General features: G+C 60.8%; 23 protein-coding genes. 8 read left to right on the plus strand and 15 right to left on the minus strand.

Translation table 11 applies throughout. The features are described 5' to 3' along the window. The first annotated feature begins 55 nt into the window (after window positions 1-55). The 5 genes from Q0I19_RS08640 (at window position 56) to Q0I19_RS08660 (ending at window position 8318) form a co-directional block, all read left to right on the plus strand. Window positions 56-4153 carry an efflux RND transporter permease subunit gene (locus Q0I19_RS08640; protein WP_294760951.1) on the plus strand — a complete coding sequence of 1366 codons (4098 nt, stop codon included), beginning with the start codon at window positions 56-58 and terminating at the stop codon, window positions 4151-4153. Further along, window positions 4150-4734: a TetR/AcrR family transcriptional regulator gene (locus tag Q0I19_RS08645; protein WP_294760950.1), complete on the plus strand. Its 585-nt coding sequence runs from the start codon at window positions 4150-4152 to the stop codon at window positions 4732-4734. Before Q0I19_RS08640 ends, Q0I19_RS08645 begins: the two co-directional genes overlap by 4 nt. A gap of 144 nt (window positions 4735-4878) precedes the next feature. Continuing rightward, window positions 4879-5427: an ECF-type riboflavin transporter substrate-binding protein gene (locus tag Q0I19_RS08650; RefSeq protein WP_294760948.1), complete on the plus strand. Its 549-nt coding sequence runs from the start codon at window positions 4879-4881 to the stop codon at window positions 5425-5427. 346 nt (window positions 5428-5773) lie between these two features. After that, window positions 5774-7498 (plus strand): ABC transporter ATP-binding protein, encoded by a 1725-nt coding sequence (locus tag Q0I19_RS08655; protein WP_294760946.1) that lies wholly within the window; start codon window positions 5774-5776, stop codon window positions 7496-7498. Then, the gene (locus tag Q0I19_RS08660) at window positions 7488-8318 is read left to right on the plus strand and encodes an energy-coupling factor transporter transmembrane component T (protein ID WP_294760944.1); all 831 of its coding nucleotides are present in this window, start codon (window positions 7488-7490) and stop codon (window positions 8316-8318) included. Before Q0I19_RS08655 ends, Q0I19_RS08660 begins: the two co-directional genes overlap by 11 nt. Before the next feature lie 491 nt (window positions 8319-8809). Here the strand turns inward: Q0I19_RS08660 and Q0I19_RS08665 are convergent, their stop codons facing one another. The 10 genes from Q0I19_RS08665 to Q0I19_RS08710 form a co-directional block, all read right to left on the minus strand. Next, window positions 8810-9328 (minus strand): hypothetical protein, encoded by a 519-nt coding sequence (locus tag Q0I19_RS08665; RefSeq protein ID WP_294760943.1) that lies wholly within the window; start codon window positions 9326-9328, stop codon window positions 8810-8812. Window positions 9329-9457: 129 nt separating this feature from the next. Continuing rightward, window positions 9458-9877: a CD1247 N-terminal domain-containing protein gene (locus Q0I19_RS08670; RefSeq protein ID WP_294760941.1), complete on the minus strand. Its 420-nt coding sequence runs from the start codon at window positions 9875-9877 to the stop codon at window positions 9458-9460. 75 nt (window positions 9878-9952) lie between these two features. Beyond that, window positions 9953-10513, minus strand: a complete 561-nt coding sequence (gene efp, locus Q0I19_RS08675; protein WP_256271613.1) for an elongation factor P — start codon at window positions 10511-10513, stop codon at window positions 9953-9955. A gap of 117 nt (window positions 10514-10630) precedes the next feature. Further along, a complete protein-coding gene (locus Q0I19_RS08680) occupies window positions 10631-11485 on the minus strand; it encodes a TIM barrel protein (protein WP_294760939.1) in 855 nt (284 codons plus the stop codon). After that, window positions 11478-11987, minus strand: coding sequence for a YqeG family HAD IIIA-type phosphatase (locus tag Q0I19_RS08685; RefSeq protein ID WP_294760937.1), 510 nt, complete (start codon window positions 11985-11987; stop codon window positions 11478-11480). Before Q0I19_RS08685 ends, Q0I19_RS08680 begins: the two co-directional genes overlap by 8 nt. A 248-nt stretch (window positions 11988-12235) precedes the next feature. Then, on the minus strand, window positions 12236-12412 hold the full coding sequence (gene rpsU / locus Q0I19_RS08690) for a 30S ribosomal protein S21 (protein ID WP_005928271.1): 177 nt from the start codon (window positions 12410-12412) through the stop codon (window positions 12236-12238). Between the two features lie 148 nt (window positions 12413-12560). Continuing rightward, window positions 12561-13301: a heparan-alpha-glucosaminide N-acetyltransferase domain-containing protein gene (locus Q0I19_RS08695; protein ID WP_294760935.1), complete on the minus strand. Its 741-nt coding sequence runs from the start codon at window positions 13299-13301 to the stop codon at window positions 12561-12563. After that, window positions 13298-14518: a 6-phosphofructokinase gene (locus Q0I19_RS08700; RefSeq protein WP_294760933.1), complete on the minus strand. Its 1221-nt coding sequence runs from the start codon at window positions 14516-14518 to the stop codon at window positions 13298-13300. Before Q0I19_RS08700 ends, Q0I19_RS08695 begins: the two co-directional genes overlap by 4 nt. A 33-nt stretch (window positions 14519-14551) precedes the next feature. Then, on the minus strand, window positions 14552-15373 hold the full coding sequence (locus Q0I19_RS08705) for a Cof-type HAD-IIB family hydrolase (RefSeq protein WP_294760931.1): 822 nt from the start codon (window positions 15371-15373) through the stop codon (window positions 14552-14554). 323 nt (window positions 15374-15696) lie between these two features. Further along, window positions 15697-16173, minus strand: coding sequence for a small multi-drug export protein (locus Q0I19_RS08710; protein WP_294760930.1), 477 nt, complete (start codon window positions 16171-16173; stop codon window positions 15697-15699). A gap of 187 nt (window positions 16174-16360) precedes the next feature. On the opposite strand from Q0I19_RS08710, the gene Q0I19_RS08715 reads away from it, so the two are divergent. The 3 genes from Q0I19_RS08715 to Q0I19_RS08725 all read left to right on the plus strand — a co-directional run bounded on the left by Q0I19_RS08715 (window position 16361) and on the right by Q0I19_RS08725 (window position 17984). Beyond that, entirely contained in the window at window positions 16361-16777 is a 417-nt protein-coding gene (locus Q0I19_RS08715) for a DUF3842 family protein (protein ID WP_294760928.1), read from the plus strand. Further along, window positions 16774-17361: an AAA family ATPase gene (locus tag Q0I19_RS08720; protein ID WP_294760927.1), complete on the plus strand. Its 588-nt coding sequence runs from the start codon at window positions 16774-16776 to the stop codon at window positions 17359-17361. Before Q0I19_RS08715 ends, Q0I19_RS08720 begins: the two co-directional genes overlap by 4 nt. Window positions 17362-17450: 89 nt before the next feature. Beyond that, a complete protein-coding gene (locus tag Q0I19_RS08725; RefSeq protein ID WP_294760925.1) occupies window positions 17451-17984 on the plus strand; it encodes an ECF transporter S component in 534 nt (177 codons plus the stop codon). Window positions 17985-18091: 107 nt separating this feature from the next. On the opposite strand, the gene Q0I19_RS08730 is transcribed toward Q0I19_RS08725, so the two are convergent. From Q0I19_RS08730 to Q0I19_RS08750, 5 genes are all read right to left on the minus strand, one after another. After that, window positions 18092-18379, minus strand: a complete 288-nt coding sequence (locus Q0I19_RS08730) for a hypothetical protein (RefSeq protein WP_294760923.1) — start codon at window positions 18377-18379, stop codon at window positions 18092-18094. Window positions 18380-18443: 64 nt separating this feature from the next. After that, window positions 18444-18824: a DUF2304 domain-containing protein gene (locus tag Q0I19_RS08735; RefSeq protein ID WP_294760922.1), complete on the minus strand. Its 381-nt coding sequence runs from the start codon at window positions 18822-18824 to the stop codon at window positions 18444-18446. A 1-nt stretch (window position 18825) separates the two neighbouring features. Next, window positions 18826-19545, minus strand: coding sequence for a glycosyltransferase family 2 protein (locus Q0I19_RS08740; RefSeq protein WP_294760921.1), 720 nt, complete (start codon window positions 19543-19545; stop codon window positions 18826-18828). A gap of 9 nt (window positions 19546-19554) precedes the next feature. After that, window positions 19555-20676 (minus strand): glycosyltransferase family 4 protein, encoded by a 1122-nt coding sequence (locus Q0I19_RS08745; RefSeq protein ID WP_294760920.1) that lies wholly within the window; start codon window positions 20674-20676, stop codon window positions 19555-19557. Then, window positions 20673-21959, minus strand: a complete 1287-nt coding sequence (locus Q0I19_RS08750; RefSeq protein WP_294760918.1) for an ABC transporter ATP-binding protein — start codon at window positions 21957-21959, stop codon at window positions 20673-20675. The genes Q0I19_RS08745 and Q0I19_RS08750 overlap by 4 nt, the downstream gene beginning before the upstream one ends. Window position 21960: the final 1 nt, after the last annotated feature.

Below are 21960 nucleotides of genomic sequence, written 5' to 3' on the forward strand. Positions count from 1 at the left end.
GACCGGTCGGTCGGTAAAATTGAACTGTCCAAACCATCACCCAAGAGGAACCTATATGCCGAAATTCAGCGTCAAAAAACCGTTTACCGTGCTGGTGGCCGTCATTCTGGTCATCGTGCTGGGGTTTGTCAGCCTCAGCGGTATGCAGACCGACCTTTTGCCCAACATGAACCTGCCGTACCTGATGGTCGTCACCACCTACCCCGGTGCCAGCCCCGAACAGGTCGAGGCGGACGTCACCAAGCCCATCGAGGACAGCCTGGCCACCTTAAACGGCGTCAAAAACGTCACGAGCCAAAGCAACGAAAACTACAGCCTTGTCACCCTGGAATACGAGGACAAGACCAACATGGACAGCGCCATGGTCAAGGCCAGCACCGCGCTGAACCAGCTGGGCGATGCGCTGCCCGACGTATGCTCCACGCCGATGCTCATCGAAATGTCGCCCGACATGCTGGCCACCCAGTACATTGCGGTCAGCCGCGACGACATGGACATCTACGAACTGTCCGACTATGTCGAAAGCACGCTGCTGCCCAAGCTGGAGCGCGTGAACGGCGTGGCGCGCATTTCCACGACAGGTCTGGTAAAAAAGACCGTGGAGATCACGCTGAACCGCGAAAAAATTGACGCCGTCAACGACAAGCTGCTGGTGCAGACCAACGACCGTCTGGCCGTGGCCAAGGCCGAGCTGGACAAGAGCCAGGCGCAGCTGGACGCCACCAAAAAGCAGCTGCAGGACGCGCAGACCCAGGTGGAGGCGGGCAAGCAGCAGCTGAATGCCCAGAAGGACAGCCTGACCGCGCAACTGAAGGACGCCATACAGAAAATCGACGACCAGATTCCCGAACTGACCCGCCAGATCACCGAGGCAGGCACACAGCTGCAGGAGCTGCAGCAAAAGTTGGACGCCCTGAAAATCGATGCCGACAAGCTGCCCGGCCTGGACGCCCCCATGGACGAGGACACCTACGCCAAGGCGCTGGCCGTCGTGGCCGAGTACGCCCCGCAGCATGCCGCCGAAACGCTGCCCGCCACCTGGGCCGAGGCCAAGGCCGACGCCTCCAAGCGCGCCGCGCTGCAAGCCGCCTGCACCGATGCCGACGCCGCCCTGCGCAGCGCCATGGAGAACGCCGACGAGAGCACCCTGCCCGCCCTGCTGGAAAAGCAGATGTACCTGACGGCGCTTTCCGCCGCGCTGACCGCGGAACAGCAGCAGCAGGATACCGCCGCCGCCATCACCGACCTCAACACCAAAATTGACGAGCTGAACGCGCAGCTGAACGCCCTGAACGACCGGCGCGCCCAGATGCAAACCACGCTGGAGGGGCTGGTGCAAAACCCCATCGACCCCTCCTTGGGGGCGCTGGCCGGCCAGCTGCTGTTCAGCGGCAGCGAGGCGCAGCTGGGTCTGGGCGAGTTCCAGATCACCAGCGGGCTGAGCCAGCTGCAATCCGGGCAGGCGCAGCTGGACGCCGCCCGCGAGCAGTACGAATCCGCCCGCGAGGAGGCGCTGGAAAACGCCAACCTCGACCAGCTTTTGAGCATCACCACCCTGTCCCAGCTGATCATGGCGCAGAACTTTTCGATGCCCGCCGGGTACATCGACGATGCCGACGGGGACAGCTATGTATTAAAGGTAGGCACCCCCTACGACAGCGTGGACGCGCTGGGCGACATGGTGCTGTGCGAACTGCCCGGCGTGGGCGACGTGCAGCTGCAGGACGTGGCCGACGTCAAGCTGACCGATAACGCCGACGCCAGCTACGCCAAGGTGGGCGAAAACCGCGCGGTGCTGCTGTCGGTTTTCAAAGGCTCGACCGCCTCGACCTCCGCCGTGTCCAAGGCGATGAACGCCGAAATGGCCGCGCTGCAGGCCGACAACAGCGCCCTGCACCTGACCGCCCTCATGGATCAGGGCGATTACATCAAGCTCATCGTCAACAGCGTCATGAGCAATCTGATCGAGGGCGCGATCCTCGCCGTCATCGTGCTGGCGCTCTTTTTGAAGGACCTGCGCCCGACGCTGGTCGTGGCCATCAGTATGCCGCTGAGCGTGCTGTTTGCCATTGTGCTGATGTATTTTTCCGGTATTACGTTAAATATTTTAAGTCTTTCGGGTCTTGCGCTGGGCGTAGGTATGCTGGTGGACAACTCTGTCGTTGTTATTGAAAACATCTACCGTCTGCGCAACCGCGGCCTGCCCGCCGCCCGCGCCGCCGTGCAGGGTGCGCGGCAGGTGCAGGGCAGCATCATCTCGTCCACCCTGACGACCGTCTGCGTGTTTTTGCCGCTGGTGTTCAGCTCCGGCATGGTCATGGAACTGATGGACGACATGGCGTGGACCATCACCTTCAGCCTGCTGGCGTCGCTGGTCGTGGCGCTGACCGTGGTGCCCTGCGCCGGCTCCACCGTGCTGAAAAAGCCCAAGGATATCCGCCACCCGCTGTTTGACCGTATGCTGAACGGCTACGAAAAGCTGCTGCGCTTCTGCCTGCGCCGCAAGGCCGTGCCGCTGGCACTGGCTGTGGTGCTGCTGGGCGTGTCGGTGTGGCGCATTGCCACCATGGGCATTGTGCTGATCCCCGAGATGAGCAGCAACCAGCTTTCGATGAGCCTGACCCTGCCCGCCGACACCCCCGATGCCGACTGTTTTGCCGCCGCCGATGCCGCCATGGCCGCCGTTTCGGGCGTGAACGGCGTGGAGACCGTGGGCGCGATGTCGGGCGGCAGCAACTCAATGGCCGCCACCGTCGGCCTTGGCGCCGACACGGCCGCCAACAACACCGAAATGACCTTCTACATTCTGCTGACCGATGACGGCGCTTCCCACGGGGCGCGCGTGCAGCAGGATATTTTGCAAAGCACCGCCGACATAGACGGCGAAATCAGCCTGAACGCCAACGGCATGATGGACATGAGCGCGCTGTCCGGCAGCGGCACCGAGGTGGATATCTACGGCAACGATCTGGACGACCTGCGCACCGCCGCCGACGCGGTAAAGGCCGTTATGGCGGAGATCCCCGGCATTGAGGATATCTCCGACGGGCAGGAAGCGGGCGACGAGGAAATTCTGCTGACCATCGACAAGGACAAGGCGATGCGCAGCGGGCTGACCGTGGCGCAGATTTACCAAAAAATTGCCGCCGCCCTGACCACCGACGCCACCGCCACCACCCTGACCGTCAACAACGAAACCTACACCGTCAAGGTCATCAACGCCGCCGACGTGCCCACGCTGGACGCGCTGTTTGACATAGAGCTGACCGCCACCGCCATGGACGACAGCGGCCAGCAGGTGCAGACCACCCACACGCTGGGCGAGTTTGCCACCCGCAGCGTACACCCCGGCTACACGACCATTGCGCGCGAGAACGGCGCCCGCAAGATGACCGTCACCTCCGCCACCGCCGACGGATACAACACCGCCCTGCTCACCCGCGAGCTGGCCCCCAAGCTGGACGCGCTGACATTGCCCGCGGGCTGCACCGCCGAGATCGCCGGCGAGAGCACGCAGGTCAGCGACATGCTGGTGCAGATGGCAAAAATGCTCGCCCTGGCGCTGGTTTTCGTCTACTTTGTCATGGTGGCGCAGTTCCAGAGCCTGCTTTCGCCGTTTATTGTTCTGTTCACGGTGCCGCTGGCGTTCACCGGCGGTATGCTGGGGTTGATGGCCTTCGGCGAACAGCTTTCGCTGATCTCGCTGATGGGTTTCCTGGTGCTGATGGGCGTTGTCGTCAACAACGGCATCGTCTTTGTGGACTACGCCAACCAGCTGCGCATCGGCGGGCTGCAGCGGCAGGACGCGCTGGTGGCCACAGGCCGCACCCGTATGCGCCCCATTTTGATGACCACCCTGACCACCGTGCTGGCCATGGTGACCATGCTGCTGAGCACCGACGCGGGCAGCGAGATGGGCAAGGGCATGGCCATTGTCATCATCGGCGGACTCAGCTACGCCACCCTGATGACGCTGTTTGTCGTGCCGGTCTTGTATGACAGCTTCTACCGCAAGCCGCCCGTGAACGTGGACGTGGGCGACGACGGCCTGGACGACCTGCCCGACGACGCCGCCGAGTTTGCGGCCGAATTTGCCGCCCGCCGCGCCGCCGAAACCGCCGAACCCGCCGAAAAGGAGGAGGAACAGCCATGAACCGCGATGTCCGCACCCTGCGCGAACGCGCCCTGTACGCCGCCGCCCTGCACCTGATCGAACAGGGCTGCGACCCCAAAACCATGAAGGTACAGCAAATTGCCGAGGCCGCCGGTATCGGCAAGGGCACGGTGTACGAGTATTTTTCTTCCAAGAGTGAAATTTTGTACGGCATGACGCTGTATATTTTCGACGATGAGCTGCACCGCCTGCAAACCCGCCTGCAAAGCTGCACCACCCGCGCCGAGCTTGCCGCCGCCGTGCGGGATTACCTGACCGATCTGGCCGGGACCCGCATGGGGGTGTACCGCATCATTGCCGGCAGTGCCACGGGTTTCCACCTGTGCGACGACCCCGGCAAAAATCTGCGCACCGAGGCGCTGCGCACACTGGTGCGCGGCACACTGCAGCGTCTGCAGGACGCCGGGCAGATCGACGCGGCGCTGGATATAGATTACTGCGTCTATGCGCTGATAAGCGCCGCCGCGGGCGGATTTCTGGCGCTGGCCGACGAACCGGGCATCGACCCCGATGCCGTGGGCGGGCATATCTGCCGCCTGCTGGACCGCGCGCTACGGTAAAATGCACCTCAAAAGTGCCGAAAACCGCTTTGTTTCGCGCAAAAGCCGCCATTTGCCCATTGACATTGCCGCGGTGCGCTTTTATACTGTGTATTGTTGTTCCGAGTGTGAACAATCATTGCGGAAAAAAGGAGTTACGGAATTATGAAAAACAATAATGTAAAAACGTTTGTCGCCATCGGTATCGGCGCTGCCCTGTTCTTTGTGCTGGGCCGCTTTGTGGCTATCCCCAGCCCGATCGCCAACACCAACATCAGCCTGCAGTATGCTGTTCTGGGTCTGCTGGCCGCCATGTACGGCCCCGTTGCCGGCGGCCTGATCGGCTTTATCGGCCACACCCTGATTGACCTGTCCTGGGGCGGTGCACCGTGGTGGAGCTGGGTTCTGTCCTCTGCGCTGGTGGGCGTCATCGTCGGCCTGTTCGCCAAGAAGATGAACATTCAGGAAGGCGAGTTCGGCAAGAAGGAAGTCATCACCTTTGCCATCTCCAACGTCATTGCTCATGTGGTCGCCTGGTGCGGCCTGGCCCCCGTGCTGGATATCCTGATTTATCAGGAGCCTGTCAAGAAGGTCTTTGCGCAGGGCTTCTTTGCCGCCATCGTCAACACGCTGACCGCCGTCATCGTCGGCAGTTTGCTGATCGTGGCCTTCACCAAGACGGTTGCTAAGAAAGGCTCTCTGGATAAGGAATAAAAGGGCATTATGTTCTCTCTTTTGGCAGCAAATTAAAAATCACCACCCGGTAGGGGCGGGGCATGCCCCGCCCGCGACCTAACGGCAACGTGAACACTACGGGTCATTTGTAGGGGCGGTCATTGACCGCCCCTGCTGCCTTACGGTAACGCCAACCTATCGGGTAGCCCCCACGGGCGAGCAATGCTCGCCCCTACAGCCAAAGGAATCCTTGCAATAAAACATAAATGTGTCCGCACCGCGGACACACCTTATCTCCACTCTTAACTCTCATTTATGCTTTTTCCGCCTTCCCCGCCGGGAAGGCATTTTGTTGTCTTTCACCCTACGTTCCAAGAGGTGCCCTATGGCTCAAACCAAAACACCCATTATTTCGTTTCAAAATTTCAGCTTTCAGTACCGCGCGCAAAAGCAGCCCACGCTGCACGATATCAACCTCGATATCTACCCCGGCGAACGTGTGCTCATCGCCGGCCCCTCCGGCAGCGGCAAAAGCACGCTGGCGGGCTGCATCAACGGGCTGAACCCCTACGCCAACCCCGGCGAAGCCACCGGCACCCTGACGGTGGACGGCGTGGACGCCATGCACAGCAGCATCTTTGCGCTGAGCGCCCATGTCGGCACCGTGCTGCAGGACCCCGACGGCCAGTTTATCGGGCTGACCGTGGGCGAGGATATCGCCTTTGCGCTGGAAAACAGCTGCACCCCGCAGGACGAAATGCACGCCATCACCCGCCGCGCCGCCGAGCTTGTCGGCATCGAGAACCATCTCGACTACGCCCCGCACGAGCTTTCCGGCGGGCAAAAACAGCGCGTCAGCCTCGCGGGCGTCATGGTGGACAAGGTCAGCGTGCTTTTGTTTGACGAGCCGCTGGCCAACCTCGACCCCGCCACAGGCAAGCAGACGATGGAGCTGATCGACGCCGTGCAGCAAAAAACCGACACCACGGTGCTGATCATCGAGCACCGTCTGGAGGACGTGCTGTGGCGCAGCGTCGACCGCATCGTCCTGATGGGGGAAGGCCGCATCCTGGCCGACCTGCGCCCCGACGAGCTGCTCAGCACCGACCTGCTGGCGAAAAACGGCATCCGCGAGCCGCTGTACCTGACGGCGCTGCGCTACGCGGGGGTGGACATCACGCCGCAAAAGCGCCCCGCCCACATCGATACCCTGCTGCTGAACGATGCCGACACCGCCGCCGTGCAGCGCTGGTTCACCGCCGAGCCGCTGCCCTCCGCCCAGCCCGCGCCCGCCCCGCTGCTGGAGGTGCGCGACGTCAGCTTTGGGTACGAAAAATCCATGCACACGCTGCAAAACGTCAGCTTTGCCATCGGCAAGGGCGAGATGGTCAGCATCGTGGGGCGCAACGGCGCGGGCAAATCCACGCTGTCCAAGCTGATCTGCGGCTTTGAAACGCAGGACAGCGGGCAGATCTTCCTCAACGGGCAGGACCTGCAGGACGTCAACATCCGCCGCCGCGCCAAGCACATCGGCTACGTCATGCAGAACCCCAACCAGATGATTTCCCAGACCATGATTTTTGACGAGGTCGCCATGGGTCTGCAGGGGCTGGGTCTGACCGAGCAGGAGGTACGCGCCCGCGTGGAGGACACGCTGAAAATTTGCGGGCTGTACCCTTTCCGCAACTGGCCGATCTCGGCGCTGAGCTTCGGGCAGAAAAAGCGCGTGACCATCGCCAGTGTGCTGGTGCAGCAGCCGGAATTGATCCTCTTGGACGAGCCGACTGCCGGGCAGGATTTTAAGCATTACACAGAAATCATGGAGTTTCTGCGCGGGCTGAACCGGCGCGGCGTGACCGTGGTGATGATCACCCACGATATGCACCTGATGCTGGAATACACCGCGCGGGCGCTGGTTTTCTGCGATGGTGCGCTGATTGCCGACCGCAGCCCCGCCGCCGTGCTGTGCGACCCCGCCCTGGTGGAGCGCGCGGCGCTGAAGGAAACCAGCCTGTACACGCTGGCGAACCGCTGCGGCATTGCCCCGGCGGAAGATTTTGTCGAGCGATTCATCGCCGCCGACCGGGAGGTGCGCAACCATGGCTGCTAAAACGGTTTTGAATTACCTCCCGCGCGAAAGTGTCGTCCATCGGCTGACGGGCACGGCCAAGCTGGCGTTTTTTCTGCTGTTCACCTTTGCCGGCATGATCACCTACAACACCTGGCTGCTGCTGGCGCTGTTGGCTGTCAGCCTGGCGGCGTTCAGGCTCAGCCGCCTGCGCTACAAAGAAGTGCGGTTTATGTTCGTGTTCATGCTGGTGTTCCTGCTGCTGAACAACTTTTTTATCTACCTGTTTGACCCCAACCAGGGCACCGCGCTGTACGGCACCCGCACGGTGCTGTGCCACCTGTTCTGGCGGTACGACATCACCGCCGAGCAGCTGTTTTATATGTTCAACATTACACTGAAATATTTTGTCACGCTGCCTGTGGCGATCTTGTTTATCAGCGCCACCAACCCCAGCGAGTTTGCCGCCAGCCTGAACGGTATCGGTGTATCGTATAAAATCGGGTATTCGGTGGCCATTGCGCTGCGCTATATCCCCGACATCCAGCGCGATTTCCACGCCATCAGCCAGGCGCAGCAGGCGCGCGGCGTCGAGCTTGGCAAAAACGAACCGTTCTTTAAGCGGCTGAAAAACACCGTACATATCCTGCTGCCGCTGATTTTGACCAGCCTGAACCGCATCGACACCATCTCCAACGCGATGGAGCTGCGCGGCTTCGGCAAAAACAAGACCCGCACCTGGTACACCCGCTGCCCCTTTGCCAAAAGCGACTATGCGGTAATGGCGCTGGGCGTGGCGCTGCTGGCGATCAGCCTTGGCATCACCATCAAATTCGGGCGGTTTTACAACCCGTTTATGTAAGGGATGCAAGCGAGGTAGGGGCGGGGCATGCCCCGCCCGCAGCTTTGCTGTAATAACAACGTTACGGGTACTCCGTAGGGGCGGCATATATGCCGCCCGTTGCAGCCGTTCCGGTAAATTAACCTAACGGGACGATTGCAACCTTTCGTTTGGTTTGTAGGGAACGGTCTTGACCGTTCCGTGCCGCCGTGCCAAAAGCACGACATTACGAGAAAACCGCGCGCCATTCGGCGCGATTTTAATGCGCTGCGCGCGGCCAGATGTGCGGATGGGTCAAGACCCATCCCTACGAATATCCCGAAAACTGACTTTTTTGACAAACTGCGGGACGCATATATGCGTCCCCTACAAACCTGCCGAAAATACCGCAGCAACAAAAACAAACCATCTTATAAAACCGTGTTCGCTTAGCGAACACACGAAATCTCAGCTCTGCTGCCTGATAACCAAAAACTGCCGTCCCTTGCGGGGCGGCAGTTTTTCTGTATATCTCAAAACAACTTTTGTTTTTTGGTGGGCTGGGGGTCAAAGGGGCTGTCCTCGTGGTGGCGGCAGATGAAAACCTGCTTGGTCTTTTCGGCGCTGGCGCGCCCGCCGCGCTTGGGCACGGTGTAGAACGTCCGGCTTATATTGTAATACCCGCGCAGGTGCTGAACCAGATATTGCGCCACGGCGGGCAGGGCGTCGGTGTCCTCAATATTTTCGTAATTGTAGTCGGCATAGCGGAAGGCGACCTCGTCGTTTCCGGCGTAGAGCACAATGCCCTCCTCGTCCAGAACGACCTCACGGATCACGCTCTGATGCAGCCCTGCGGTGCCGCACTCAGCCGCCATCTTGGCCGCACGGTCGCGCAGCTCCAGCGGCACACTTTGGGGGTCCAGCTTTTCGGTGCCGCGCTGGCCGATCTCCAGCACGATGTCGCGCATCATGCGGCTTTCCAGCAGCGGGCGGATGCGTTCCTTGGCGCGCACTTCTTCTGTTTTATTTTGAATCGCCGATATCAACCCCATAAATCGGGCGCCTCCTTGCAGTGATATATATTCAGTATACCATATTTCGGCAGGGTAAGACAAGGGCAGGCGGGCAAATTTCCGCAAAAAAGGCGCGGGCCTTTAAGCCCGCGCCCAAAACGCAGCGTTTTATTCCTGCGTGTCGTCCTCGTCCTCTTCGTCCTTGATCTCAATATCAAAGGCGGCGTGGCAGTTGGGGCAGGTCAGGTCCTGGCTCAGCAGGGTGTCCTCGTCCACGGTCACAACGGCACCGCAGTTGGGGCAGGTGACCTCATACAGGTCAGCAGGCTCCTCGTCCTCGTCGTCCTCGTCGTCGTCCTCCAGCTCGTACACGTCAGAGATCACGTCGTCCAGATCCTGATCCAGCGTTTCCAGCTCGTCGTAGACCTGATCCAGTGCATCGTCATGCTCGACCACGGTGGCTGCCATTTCCTCCAGCAGGTCCATCATGGCGGCAATGATCTTGCCGTTCTTGCTTTCGGGGTCAAATTCCATGCCGGTCATCAAGCCGCGGATGTAGGCGGCCTTTGCGTTCAAATCCATAGCCATAGTGTTGCCTCCCTATTGTTTTGTGAACAAAAATGCCGGGCACGGCACAAGCCAGTACCCGGCAAAAAAGCCAAATCAGTTGACGCGCTCCATATACTCGCCGGTGCGGGTATCGATGCGGATCTTGTCGCCCTCGTTGATGAACAGGGGCACGCGGATCTCGGCACCGGTCTCGACGGTGGCGGGCTTCAGGGTGTTGGTAGCGGTGTTGCCCTTGACGCCGGGCTCGGTGGCGGTGACTTCCAGCTCAACAAAGTTGGGGATTTCCACGCTGAAAACCTTACCCTTGTAGCTCAGCAGCTTGCAGGTATCGTTCTCTTTGCAGAACTTGAAGTTGTCGGGCACATCGTTGGCGCCTACGGGGATATCGTCGTAGGTCTCAACGTCCATAAAGTGGTACAGGTCGCCGTCCTCGTAAGAGTAGGTGACTTCCTTGCGCTCGATGAAAGCCTGAGGGAACTTGGCGGTGGGGTTGTAGCTGGTTTCAACAACAGAACCGGTGATCACGTTCTTGGTCTTGGTGCGCACGAAAGCAGCGCCCTTGCCGGGCTTGACGTGCTGGAACTCAACGACCTGAAGGACCTGGCCGTCCTGCTCAAAGGTGACGCCGTTACGGAATTCGCCTGCAGAAATCATATTAAAATTCCTCCAATAATAGATTAAACATACCTGTATTTATTTTACAGGATATCGGGCCTTTTTGCAAGCCCCTTGCGGGACTTTTTGCGGTGTTTTTTTAATTTTTTGCGGTTTTTACAGCGCTGCAAAGGCCGCCGCCAGCTTTTGGGCGTCCTCGGCCTGCGTACCGGCGGACTCGCAGATGACGGTCGGCGCCAGTTTGCGCTGCTTCAGCAGCTGCAAAAGCGGGGCGTGGGGCGGGCCGTAGGCGGTGTCGGCAAAAGTCAGGTGGCATTTTTCGCCGCCCGCCGTGTAGGCAATGCGGGAGAAATGCGCGTGAAAATGCACGGCGCGGTCATCGCCCAGGGCGTCCCCCAGCTTGTCCAGCAGCGCCGCGTAGGAGGCGGTGTCGGTCAGTTCCGTGCCGCCGCTGCGCGCGTAGATATGCCCAAAGTCGATGCAGGGCGTGATGCGCGCGTCCACCGCGCAGAGCGCCAGCACCTCGTCCACGGTGCCCAGCTGGTTGATTTTGCCCATCGTTTCGGGGCAAAGGATGCAGTCGCCGTAGCCTGCCTCGTCACAGGCGGCCACGGCGCGGCGCATGGTGTCCAGCGCCTTTTCGAGTGCTGCTTCGCGGCTTTGCTTGCCGCAGCTGCCGGGGTGGAACACCACCCGCCGCCCGCCCAGCGCCTTGACCAAAGCGCAGCTTTGCAGCAGGTAATCGACGCTGTGCAGACGTTTTTCGTCGTCCAGGCCCGACATACTGATATAGTACGGCGCGTGGACGGACAGCGCAATGCCCTGCGCGGCGGCAGCCTTGCCCAGCGCCTGCGCCTTGTCGTGCGCCAGACGCACGCCGCGCCCGCACTGGTACTCGAAGGCGGTCAGGCCGAAGGACGCCGTGTAGGCGGCGATTTTTTGCGGGTCGAACCCCTTGGCGGTGTAGGAATCGGACAGCCCGGCGGTGCCGAATTTTGGGGTATCATTCATGGATCTTGCCCCCGTTTCGGTAAAATTTATTCAGCCAGTACGGCTCAAATTTGCGCTTAAAGCGCACCACGCGGTTTTTGTCGTGCGGGGTGCGGGGCAGCAGAAACAGGCAGGGGATGCCGTACAGCCCCGCGGCAAGGCGGTCGGTGAAAATTTGGTCGCCGATCATCGCCATTTGGGATTTGGCAACGCCCAGACGGCGGCGCGCCACCCGCAGCCCCAACGAGAACGGCTTGCACGCCAGCGGCACATACGCCAGCCCGACGCGCCCTGCAAACGGGCGCACCCGCTTGTCGGTATTGTTGGACACGATGGTCAGGCTGACACCGGCGGCGCGCATGGTATCCAGCCATTGGCGTACCGAGTCGTCCAGCACCTGGCTGCCGTCAGCGGTCAGGGTATTGTCCACGTCGAGCACCAGCGCGGTGATGCCGTGCTGCGCCAGAAATTCCGGCGTGATGGATTCAATGCGGCGAAAAACATATTCGGGCGTTAAGATCATAGAAATACCTCGGGGGGGAAAATCAGAGTGGAGAATTACGATGCGGTGCAGGAAAGCCTTCCCCCTTTGGGGGAAGGTGGCGCGTATGCGCCGGATGAGGGGGAGCTGTCCGGCAAGCACCCCCTCATCAGTCACCTGCGGTGACAGCTTCCCCCAGGGGGGAAGCCTTTTGTTCCGCCCACAAAAAACAAAAGTGCAGACCCCCGCAATTTGCGTGGATCTGCACAGTCGTTCCTTGTAAGATATTCTTACTTAAACTTGCGCTTGCGGGCAGCCTCGGACTTCTTCTTGCGCTTGACGGAAGGCTTCTCATAAGCCTCACGCTTGCGAACCTCAGCCAATACGCCGCTGCGGGCAGTGCTGCGCTTGAAACGGCGCAGAGCGCTCTCGAGGGACTCGCCCTCTTTGACACGGATCTCCGACATCTTTTTCCCTCCCTTGACCTGAGACAGGAGTTTGCCGGTCAAAATATCAACCAGTAACAGAAATTATACTATAAGTACAGGGGGTCTGTCAACCTTATTTTTTGCCGAAAGCGGGTTTATTTTTAATTTTTTAACATTTTTATGCCTTTTAGTGGAAAACTGCCCACAGCGCCCCGTATAAAATCGGCTGATGCAGCATATACACCGCCAGGGTGTGCCGCCCGACTAAGCACAGCGGGCGCAAAACGGCGGGCGGTGCGGCAGGGGCCAGGCGCACAAGGCGTGCGGCAAACAGCCCCGCCCAGAACAAGAACAGCCACGGTATCAGCGGGAAATAATCCGCCGAGGTAAATTTTGTCAGGTCCGGCAGCCCCAGCCACCACAAATTAACGCGGTACAGCCCGGCGGGCAGGGTGACCAGATGCAGCCCCTCAAAGCCCAAAAAGCCGTAGGGCAGTTGGTTCGTCAGCAAAAACAGCGCGGCGCAGCCTGCCAAGCCCGCGGGCGCAGGGGTGCGCTGCAAAACGGGGCGGGCAAGCACGGTAAGCAGCAGCGCGGCGGCGTTCAGGTGCAAAACACCGAACCAAATCCCCTCTGCCGGCAAAAACAGCAGGGTCACGGCGCTTAACAGCACAGCGCACCCGCCCACGACGGCGGCGTTTTTCAGCGGCTTGCGGGCAAACGCAAAGCTGTAGCCCGACAGCAGGATAAAGCTCTGGCAGATATACTGCTGCCACGCGTGGCAGCCGGGCGCACTGATGTTATACCACGGCGCACTTTGCCCAAAAATGTACACCCAGTCGTACATAAAATGGTAGGCAAGCATATTCAGCAGGGCAAGCCCGCGCAGGGCGTCCGCCTGCCAGACGCGGGGACGCGGCTCGCTCACAGGTGGATGTGGCGGGGCACGCCGTTGATGTAGATGGGGTTCAGCTCGGCCTGGATCAGCGGGCGGGCGTAGCGCTCAAAGTTTTCGTTGACGTGCATACCGTCCTCGGTGATCCAATCGGCGGGGACCTTCTTTTCGTAGTTGGCGACCTGCGTCACATCGACCATCTCGGTTTCCACGCGGTAGGGCTGGTCGCTCACGCGCTTGATGGCGCACATCTTGCCGGTTTCGCCGCGCACGGCAGCCTCCACGGCGCCGCCGCCCACCTGATAGGCCTCGGTGATGTCGGTGCGGCTGGCAAGGTGGCTGGCGCAGCGCTGCAGCGTCGAAAATTCAATGGCGCGGGTCTTGCAGCCCAGACGCACGCGGATGAGATCGGCCAGGTAACGGCTGGTGCCGCTCAAGATGGCCTTGTGGCCGAAGGCGTCCAGCTGCCCGGCGGTGGAAACCAGATCGCACAGGAACACGCCGTCCTTGTTTTTGACGCCCTCGCTGGCGGCAATGATAACGTTGTGGCGGGTCTGCGCCAAGTCGGCGACGCGGGCAAGGAAGGCGTCCTCGTCAAAGGGGACCTCCGGCAGCAGGATCAGGTCGGGGCCGTCGCAGTCGGGGCCGGCGGCCAGGCTGGCAGCGGCGGCCAGCCAACCGGTGTGGCGACCCATAATTTCCGCCACCGTGACGCTGCGCAGGTCGTACACGCTGGAATCGCAGATGACTTCCTTTAAGATGGTGGCAATGTACTTGGCGGCGCTGCCGTAGCCGGGGGTGTGGTCGGTCAGCATCAGGTCGTTGTCGATGGTTTTGGGCACACCGATAAAGCGGATATCGCTGCCGATGCCGCTGCCGTACACCGACAGCTTGGCGATGGTGTCCATCGAGTCGTTGCCGCCGATGTAGAACACCGCGCCGATGTCATGCTCGGCAAAAATTTTGAACAGCTTTTCAAACGGGGCGGCGTCCACCTTGGGGTCGGGCAGCTTGCAGCGGCAGGAGCCGAGGTAGCTGGACGGGGTGCGCTTGAGCAGCTCAATGTCCATCTTGTCGGCCAGCTTTTCGTCCAGGTCGATGAGGTTGCCCTTCAAAACACCCTCGATGCCGTACTGCATACCGTACACGCGGGGGGCGCCGCAGGCCTTGGCGGTTTCGTACACACCGGCGAGGCTTGCGTTGATGACGGCGGTGGGGCCGCCCGATTGACCTACCAGAACGTTTTTCATAAAATTACTCCTTGTATAATCGCAAATTGTGCTTTACAGAACGTATTTTTCGATAGCAGCCGCCACACCGTCGTGGTTATTGTCGGCGCTTACGGCGGCGGCGGCAGCCTTGACCTCCTCGGTGGCGTTGCCCATGGCGACCCCCAGCCCGGCGGCCTGCAGCATGGCCAAATCGTTGCCGGAATCGCCCATTGCCATCAGCTGGCTGCGGGCAAGGCCCAGATGCTTGGCCAGCGCCAGCAGCGCGCTGCCCTTGGTCACGCCGGGGGCGTTGATCTCTAAGTTGGAATCCAGGCTGGTGGTGATCTCGGTGGGGCCGGCCGTCAGCACCGCCTGCCAGGCGGCGTCGCGGGCGGCATCGTCGGGGTAGATGATGCTGAACTTTTCAATTTCCTGCGCGTGGTCCCGCAGAAACTGCCGCAAATTTTCGGCCTCACCGCGGGTCGTATGGAAGTAGGCTCTCAGGTTCGGGGGCAAAAAGGCATCGCAGGCGTCCACGCTGCCTGTCTGGGAGTAGCTCTGCCCGTCCACAAACACGCTGATCAGCCCGCCGAACGGCTGCAAAAGGTCGTACAGGCGAAGGGCCAGCGCGGGGTCAAACGGCTGCTCTACGAGCTTTTTGCCGGTAGCCAGCTCGGTGACGGTGGCACCGTTGCTGGTAATGGCATAGTCTACGCCCGGCCAGTCCAGAAACTGCTGCGGCACCCCTGTGGCGGGGCGGCCCGTTGCGGGCAAGACCAGCACGCCCTTTTGCAAGGCGGCATTGATGGCGGCGGCATTGCGCGGGGAAATGGTCTTGGCATCGTCAAAGACGGTGCCGTCCAGATCCAGCGCTACGACGCGGATATCCTGCATAGGTTGCACCTCCGTATTTACTCAGCATAATAGTACCGCAAAACGGGCAGAAATGCAAGAGAGAATCCCCGCCGTTTTTACCCAATAAAAAAAGGGGCTTGCGCCCCCAACAGCTTGTAGAAGAAGTCCTTTTCTGGGAAATTTGTAGGGATGGGTCTTGACCCATCCGCACATCTGGCCGCGCGCAGCGCATAAAATCGCGCCGAACGGCGCGCAGTTTTCTCGTTACGTCGTGCTTTTGGCAAGGCAGCACGGAACGGTCGAGACCGTTCCCTACAAACCATTCAATAGGTTGCAGATGCTGCATAAAGTCAAAGACGGTTTTACAAAATCGCCCCAATGGCAGAAAAACCCAGCAGACTGACCGCACCCATGATGCAGCCCGCCAGCAGCACGCCGCCCATGCAGGCCAGCACGCTGGATTTGAAATCCATGTCCAGCAGGCTGGCGGCCAGGGTGCCCGTCCATGCACCGGTGCCCGGCACAGGGATGCCCACAAACAGCAGCAGCGCCCAGAACAGCCCGCGCCCCGCCTTTTGCTTCAACTTTTCGCCGCCCTTGTGGCCTTTTTCGAGGAAAAAGCGGAAAAACTTGCCGATGACCGGCTTGTCGGCGCCCCATTCCAGCACGCGGCGCGCAAAGAAGAAGATGATGGGCACGGGGATCATATTGCCGATGATGGAGATGACGTACACCTGCCACAGCGGCAAGCCCAGCCCCACACCGATGGGAATGGCGCCGCGCAGCTCGATAAGCGGCACCATGGAAACCAAAAACACATACAAATAACGATTCAACATACAAAACCTCTCGTCGGTAAAAATCAGCGTGTAACTTACAGTATACCATACACACGCCTGTTTGGCAACCGCGCCGCCGCCCTCTACGCCGATTTTACACTTGCCATCCCCTGCCCTGCGGCGTATAATAAAGGCGGAACCCTTTTGCCGCTGTGGCGGCATTACATATGGACAAAAGGTGCACAAAATGAAACGTGTTTTACTGATAGACGGCCAGGGCGGCGGCATGGGCGCGCAGCTGGCCAAGCTGCTGCTGCCCCAACTGCCCGCCGACTGCGAGCTTTTGGCGGTGGGCACCAACGTGCTGGCCACCAGCGCCATGTTAAAGGCGGGTGCCGCGCGCGGTGCCACGGGTGAGAACGCCGTGGTGTACAACGCCGCGCGGGCAGATGTAATTTTGGGGCCTATCGGCATCCTGATGGCCAACGGCATTTTGGGGGAGGTCTCGCCCAAAATGTCGGTGGCGGTGTCGGGCAGTGAGGCAGCCAAGGTGTTGATTCCCGCGTCCGGCTGCGGAATTTTGGTGGCGGGCACGCAGGACTGCCGCCTGGACGACTACCTGCAGAACGCCGTAGCGCTGACGCTGCGCGCGCTGGACGCATGATGCCGCTGTTTTCCGCCGCCGCGCCCCTTGTGCAGGCGGCGCAAAAGGCCGCCGCCCACGGCCCTGCGCTGCTGGCCATCGACGGACGCTGCGGCAGCGGCAAGACCACGCTGGCAAACCGACTGGCACAGCAGCTCGGCTGCCGAATCGTGCATACCGACGACTTTTACCTGCCCCCTGCCAAACGGTGCGAGGGCTGGCAGCGGCAGCCCGGCGCCAATATGGATTTTTGTCGTTTACGGCAGGAGGTTTTGCAGCCGCTGCTGCGCGGGCAGACCGCACAGTACCGCGCCTACAGCTGCGCCGACGGGGCGTTTTTGCCGCCCGTTCCCCTGCCCGCCGCGCCGCTGACCATCGTGGAGGGCAGCTACAGCCTGCACCCCGCGCTGCAAACGAAATTTGCCCTGCGGGTGTTTGTGACCTGCCCGCCCGACGTACAGGCCGCACGGCTGCAGGCGCGCGAGGGGGCGCGCTATGCGCAGTTTGTGCAGCGCTGGATCCCGCTGGAGGAGGGGTATTTTGCCGCACATGACCCCGCCGCCCGCTGCGATTTTGTGCTGGACACTTCAACGTTTTTCGTGTAAAATAGTATATTGACCCTTAGAGAAAAAGCCAGGAAGGCAGCGCCCAGAAGGGTGCGCGGGTGAAACTTTTTTGATAAGGATGATTTCTCTTGAAAAACGAAAGAACCAAAAAATTGGCCTATGCAGCGTTGTTTCTGGCGCTGTGCCTTGTACTGCCCCTGCTGACGGGGCAGATCCCGCAAATCGGCAGTATGCTGCTGCCGATGCATATCCCCGTGCTGCTGTGCGGCCTTGTGTGCGGCTGGCAGTACGGCGCGGCGGTGGGCTTTGTGGCGCCGCTGCTGCGCTCGCTGCTGTTCACGATGCCGAAGCTGTACCCCGTGGCCATCGCCATGGCCTTTGAGCTGCTGACCTACGGCCTGGTCATCGGGCTGGTGTACCGCCGCCTGGCCAAAAAGGGCATGGTCGGGGTGTACGCGGCGCTGGTCACCGCCATGGTGGCGGGGCGTCTGGTCTGGGGCGTGGCCGAGGTCGTGCTGCTGGGCCTTAACGGCAACGCCTTTACCGCGCAGGCATTTTTGGCGGGTGCGCTGCTGAACGCCGTGCCCGGCATCATCGTGCAGCTGATTTTGATCCCCGCCGTGATGGCCGCCCTGCAAAAGGCCGGTGCCGTCGAAAAGTAACGCCCTATGCAAAAAAGCCGCGCAGGAAGCGCGGCTTTTTGTTTTTGGCAAACGGTAACGCCCGCCCCCGCCGAACGGCGGAGGCGGGCATTTTTCACATTTTACCGTTACTTTTTCTGCAATGCACCCTGCAGCATAATGTCACCGAAGGACAGCGCATTGTATAAGCCCACTTTGTTGGCCTGGCGGACGATGCGCTCCGGCAGGGGCTTGGAGTCATCGGTGGAAAGCAGCACAATGTGCACCTTGTCGGCCACCTCAACGCCGTTTTCCTGCTTGTTGCTGAGCACCTGCAGGTAGATGATGTACGGGTCGGTCATGGAGCCGTAGTAGATATCATTGCCGCAGCGCACCAGCGGGCGGCCTTTATAGGTCAGTTTGGGAGTGTAAGCCATAGCAGAGACCTTCTTTCTGTAAATTATGTCCTTAATATACTAGTATAGCACAAAACAGCGTGAATTACAAATCCATTTTATCATCGGGTGATTTCTGCCCGTCCTGCTCCTGCCGCTGCTGGTTCAGGGCGATGCGCTCGGTCAGAATACGCAGGCGGCTGTCCAGCTGGCTGACCTTGATGGACAGCGAAAACTGACGTGCCAACAGCAAAAATATGACAATCAGGTACACACAGTTGATGGGGCTTACAAACCCCATCAAATCCGACACCCAGTACGCAATGCCGGGGAACACCGCCACCAGCAGCAAAACCGCGCTGAGAGCCAGCCAGTAGATGGTATCCTCGATCTGTACGCGGGCCTGCCGCACACGGCACAGCACATACCCCGCCGTGAAAAAGCTGCCGAGAATCAGGCAGACACGCAAAACCGTTTGGTCGGTCATATCACAGGCTCCTTTCCGGGTAGGGGGTCTCGGTGTCGCGCTTGCGGAACCACTGGATCAGCAAAATGGACACCGACATTTTTACCATGTACTGCACACTGCGCCAGAAGGTCAGGTAGCTCTGCCCGGCCGTGCGCTCGCCCATTTTTACCTGCACTTCCCTGACCTTGGCGCCGTTTTTGATCAGGTAGCTGATGGTATCGGGTTCGGGGCCGTAGTTGAGGTTTTCGGCAAATTCCTGCACCATGGCGCGGTTGAACATCCGCATACCGCTGGTGGGGTCGCAGATGGCGCGGCCCGTCGTCAGCCGAATGGACCAGCTGATGATATAGCTGCCCGCCATGCGCAGGGTCTTGGGCTTTTTGACCGTCAAAAAACGGCTGCCGATGACGATATCGCTGCCGTCCTCCAGCGCTGCCAGCATTTCGGCGATGTATTCGGGCTTGTGCTGGCCGTCGGCGTCCATCTGCATGGCGCAGTCGTAGCCGTGCTCGGCGGCGTAGCGAAGCCCCGTCTGAAACGCCCCCGCCAGCCCCAGGTTGACGGGCAGGTCAATGAGGTTGAACCCGTTTTGGCGGCAGAGCGCGGCGGTCTTGTCGCGGCTGCCGTCGTTGACCACCACATAGTCGTACTGGGGGTAGTTATCTATCAGATCCCTGACCACCGGCACGATGCTGGCCTCCTCGTTATGGGCGGGGATAACAATCAGTAGCTTTTGCATAGATGCTCCTTAGTTTACGATGCTGCGCAGTTTTTCATACACAGCCTGCCAGGTAAAGCGCCCCAGCAGCGTTTGCTTGGCCCGTTGGCTGCGCGCCTTGGCGGCTGCCGGGTCGGCAGCGGTCTTTTGCAGGGCGGCGGCAATTTCCGCCGCGTCGGCGCTTTGCAGGAACAGGGCGTGCTCTGCGTCGGGCAGCAGCTCCCCCGTGCCCGCCGTGTGCGTGCAGAGGATGGGGCAGCCGCAGGCGGCGGCCTCCAGCAGCGTTGTGGGGAATCCCTCGGCGTACAGGGTGGGCAGGCAGTAGCAGTCGGCCTGGCTGAGTAGCTGCACGATCTGTGCATGGGGCAGCGCTCCGGGGGCGGCAATGCGCCCGCCGCTTTGCTGTGCCAGCTGTTGCAGCTCGTCCCGCTGCGGGCCGCTGCCCGCAATGACCAAACTCCAGTCCGGCAGGCTGAGCACCGCCTGTGCCAGCGGCAGTGCGCCTTTTTCGGGGATCAGCCGCCCCACAAAGGCCGCCAGCTTAGTGCCGGCGGGCATATTTTTGCGCCAATCCACGCGGTTTTCTGCGCGGGCTGCCTGTGCCAGCTCGTCGGGGTCCACGGCGTTGGGCAGCGTACCCGCCGCCTGTATGCCGAAGGTTTGCAGCCAGCAGCAGGTGTCGGCGGACACGCCGTAAAAATCAAACCCGCAGCGGGCAATGCAGCGGCAGGCAAAATGCTCGTACCACCGCCCCAACAGGCCCATCAGCCCGCCGTGCATCATATATCCTGTCGAGTGGTCCAGCACCAGCGCGGGGATGCCCCGCCGCCGGCACTGCCGCGCCGCCCAGATGCTTTGTGTGTACATCCGCGTCTGGATCACGGCAAAGTCGATGTCCTGCGCCCACAGATCGGCGGCATCGGCCCACGGTTTCAGCACGGGGAACCTCCCGTTCATCACGGGAAAGGACGGCAGGCGGTAAATTTCAATGCCGTATTCGTCGGTCTCCCGCGCGGGCAGCCCCGGCAGCGCCGCCGTAACGACCAGCGCCCGATGCCCCGCCGCGGTGAACCGCCGCGCCAGATTCCAGGTATAGCGCTCGACCCCGCCGGGTGTGGGCAGGTACTGCGCCGAGAAAAAGCAGATGGTCATAGTTCGCGCATCTCCCGCAGTTTCAGCGGCGGAAAATGGGTGTGCCCCCAGTACGGCTGCCAGTCCGCCAGCGCGGGGTCAGCGGTATGGACCTCAAAGGCAAACTCCGTCACCGGCTTGTCCAGGCAGACAGGGTGGGTCAGCGTAGCCTCGTAGATATCCAGATAGAAGAAATACTGCCCTTCTCCCAGCAGGGAGGGGTCAAATTCAAACGTCGAGGTGTACCGCTTGCCCGATTCCACCGCGCCCAGCTCGATCGGCTGGGTGATGCCCACCGAGGAGCCGTCGCGGCTGCGAATTTCCAGCTTCGCGCGGACGCCCGTAAAGGACTGGTTGACATCGTAGCACACCTGTATGCGCACCGGCTCATTGTCGGCAAAAACGCTGGATTCCTTGCCCAAAAAGCGCAGGCTTTCCAGCCGCAGGCGCTGCCCGGCGCCGAGGTTCATACGCCCGACCTTGCGCAGGTCGTAGTGTACGACGTTGACGTCGGTGGTATCCATGTAGATGGCAATGGCCTTTTCGACGTCGCCGTCGTAGATGATGCGCCCCTGATCCAGCACGATGCAGCGGGTGCAGAGCTGGCGGATGGTGCTCATGTTATGGCTGACGTACAGCACGGTGCGGCCGTCCTCGTTGGCGACGTTGCTCATCTTGCCCAGGCATTTCTGCTGGAATTTCATATCGCCGACCGCCAGCACCTCATCCATGACCAGAATTTCGCTGTCCAGATGCGCCGCCACAGCGAACGCCAATTTGACAAACATGCCGCTGGAATAGCGCTTGACGGGGGTGTCGATAAAGTCGCCGCACTCGGAAAATTCAATGATCTGCGGCAGTTTTGCGTCGATCTCGGCGCGGGACATGCCCAGGATCGCGCCGTTCATATAGATGTTTTCGCGGCCGGTCATCTCGTTGTTGAAGCCCGTGCCGACCTCCAGCATACTGGAAATGCGCCCCTTGATGCGGATTTCGCCCTCGGTGGGGGCGGTGATGCGGGTCAGCAGCTTGAGCAGGGTGGATTTTCCCGCGCCGTTGCGGCCGATAATGCCCAGCGCCTCGCCCTTGTACACGGTCAGGTCCACGCCGTTGAGCGCCATAAAGGTCTGCCCGTACAGCCGCGCATCGGTGCCGATGACGGTGTTGGGGTCCTCCTTGCCGCGCACCCGCGCCCACCAGCTTTGCAGGTCATGCGTCAGCGTACCGCCGCCGATCTGCCCGAGCTTGTATCGTTTTTTCAGCCCCTCGATTTGGATCACGGGGGTCTTTTCGGTTTGCTGCATA

The sequence above is a fragment of the uncultured Gemmiger sp. genome (assembly GCF_934561205.1).
Taxonomy (GTDB): domain Bacteria; phylum Bacillota; class Clostridia; order Oscillospirales; family Ruminococcaceae; genus Gemmiger.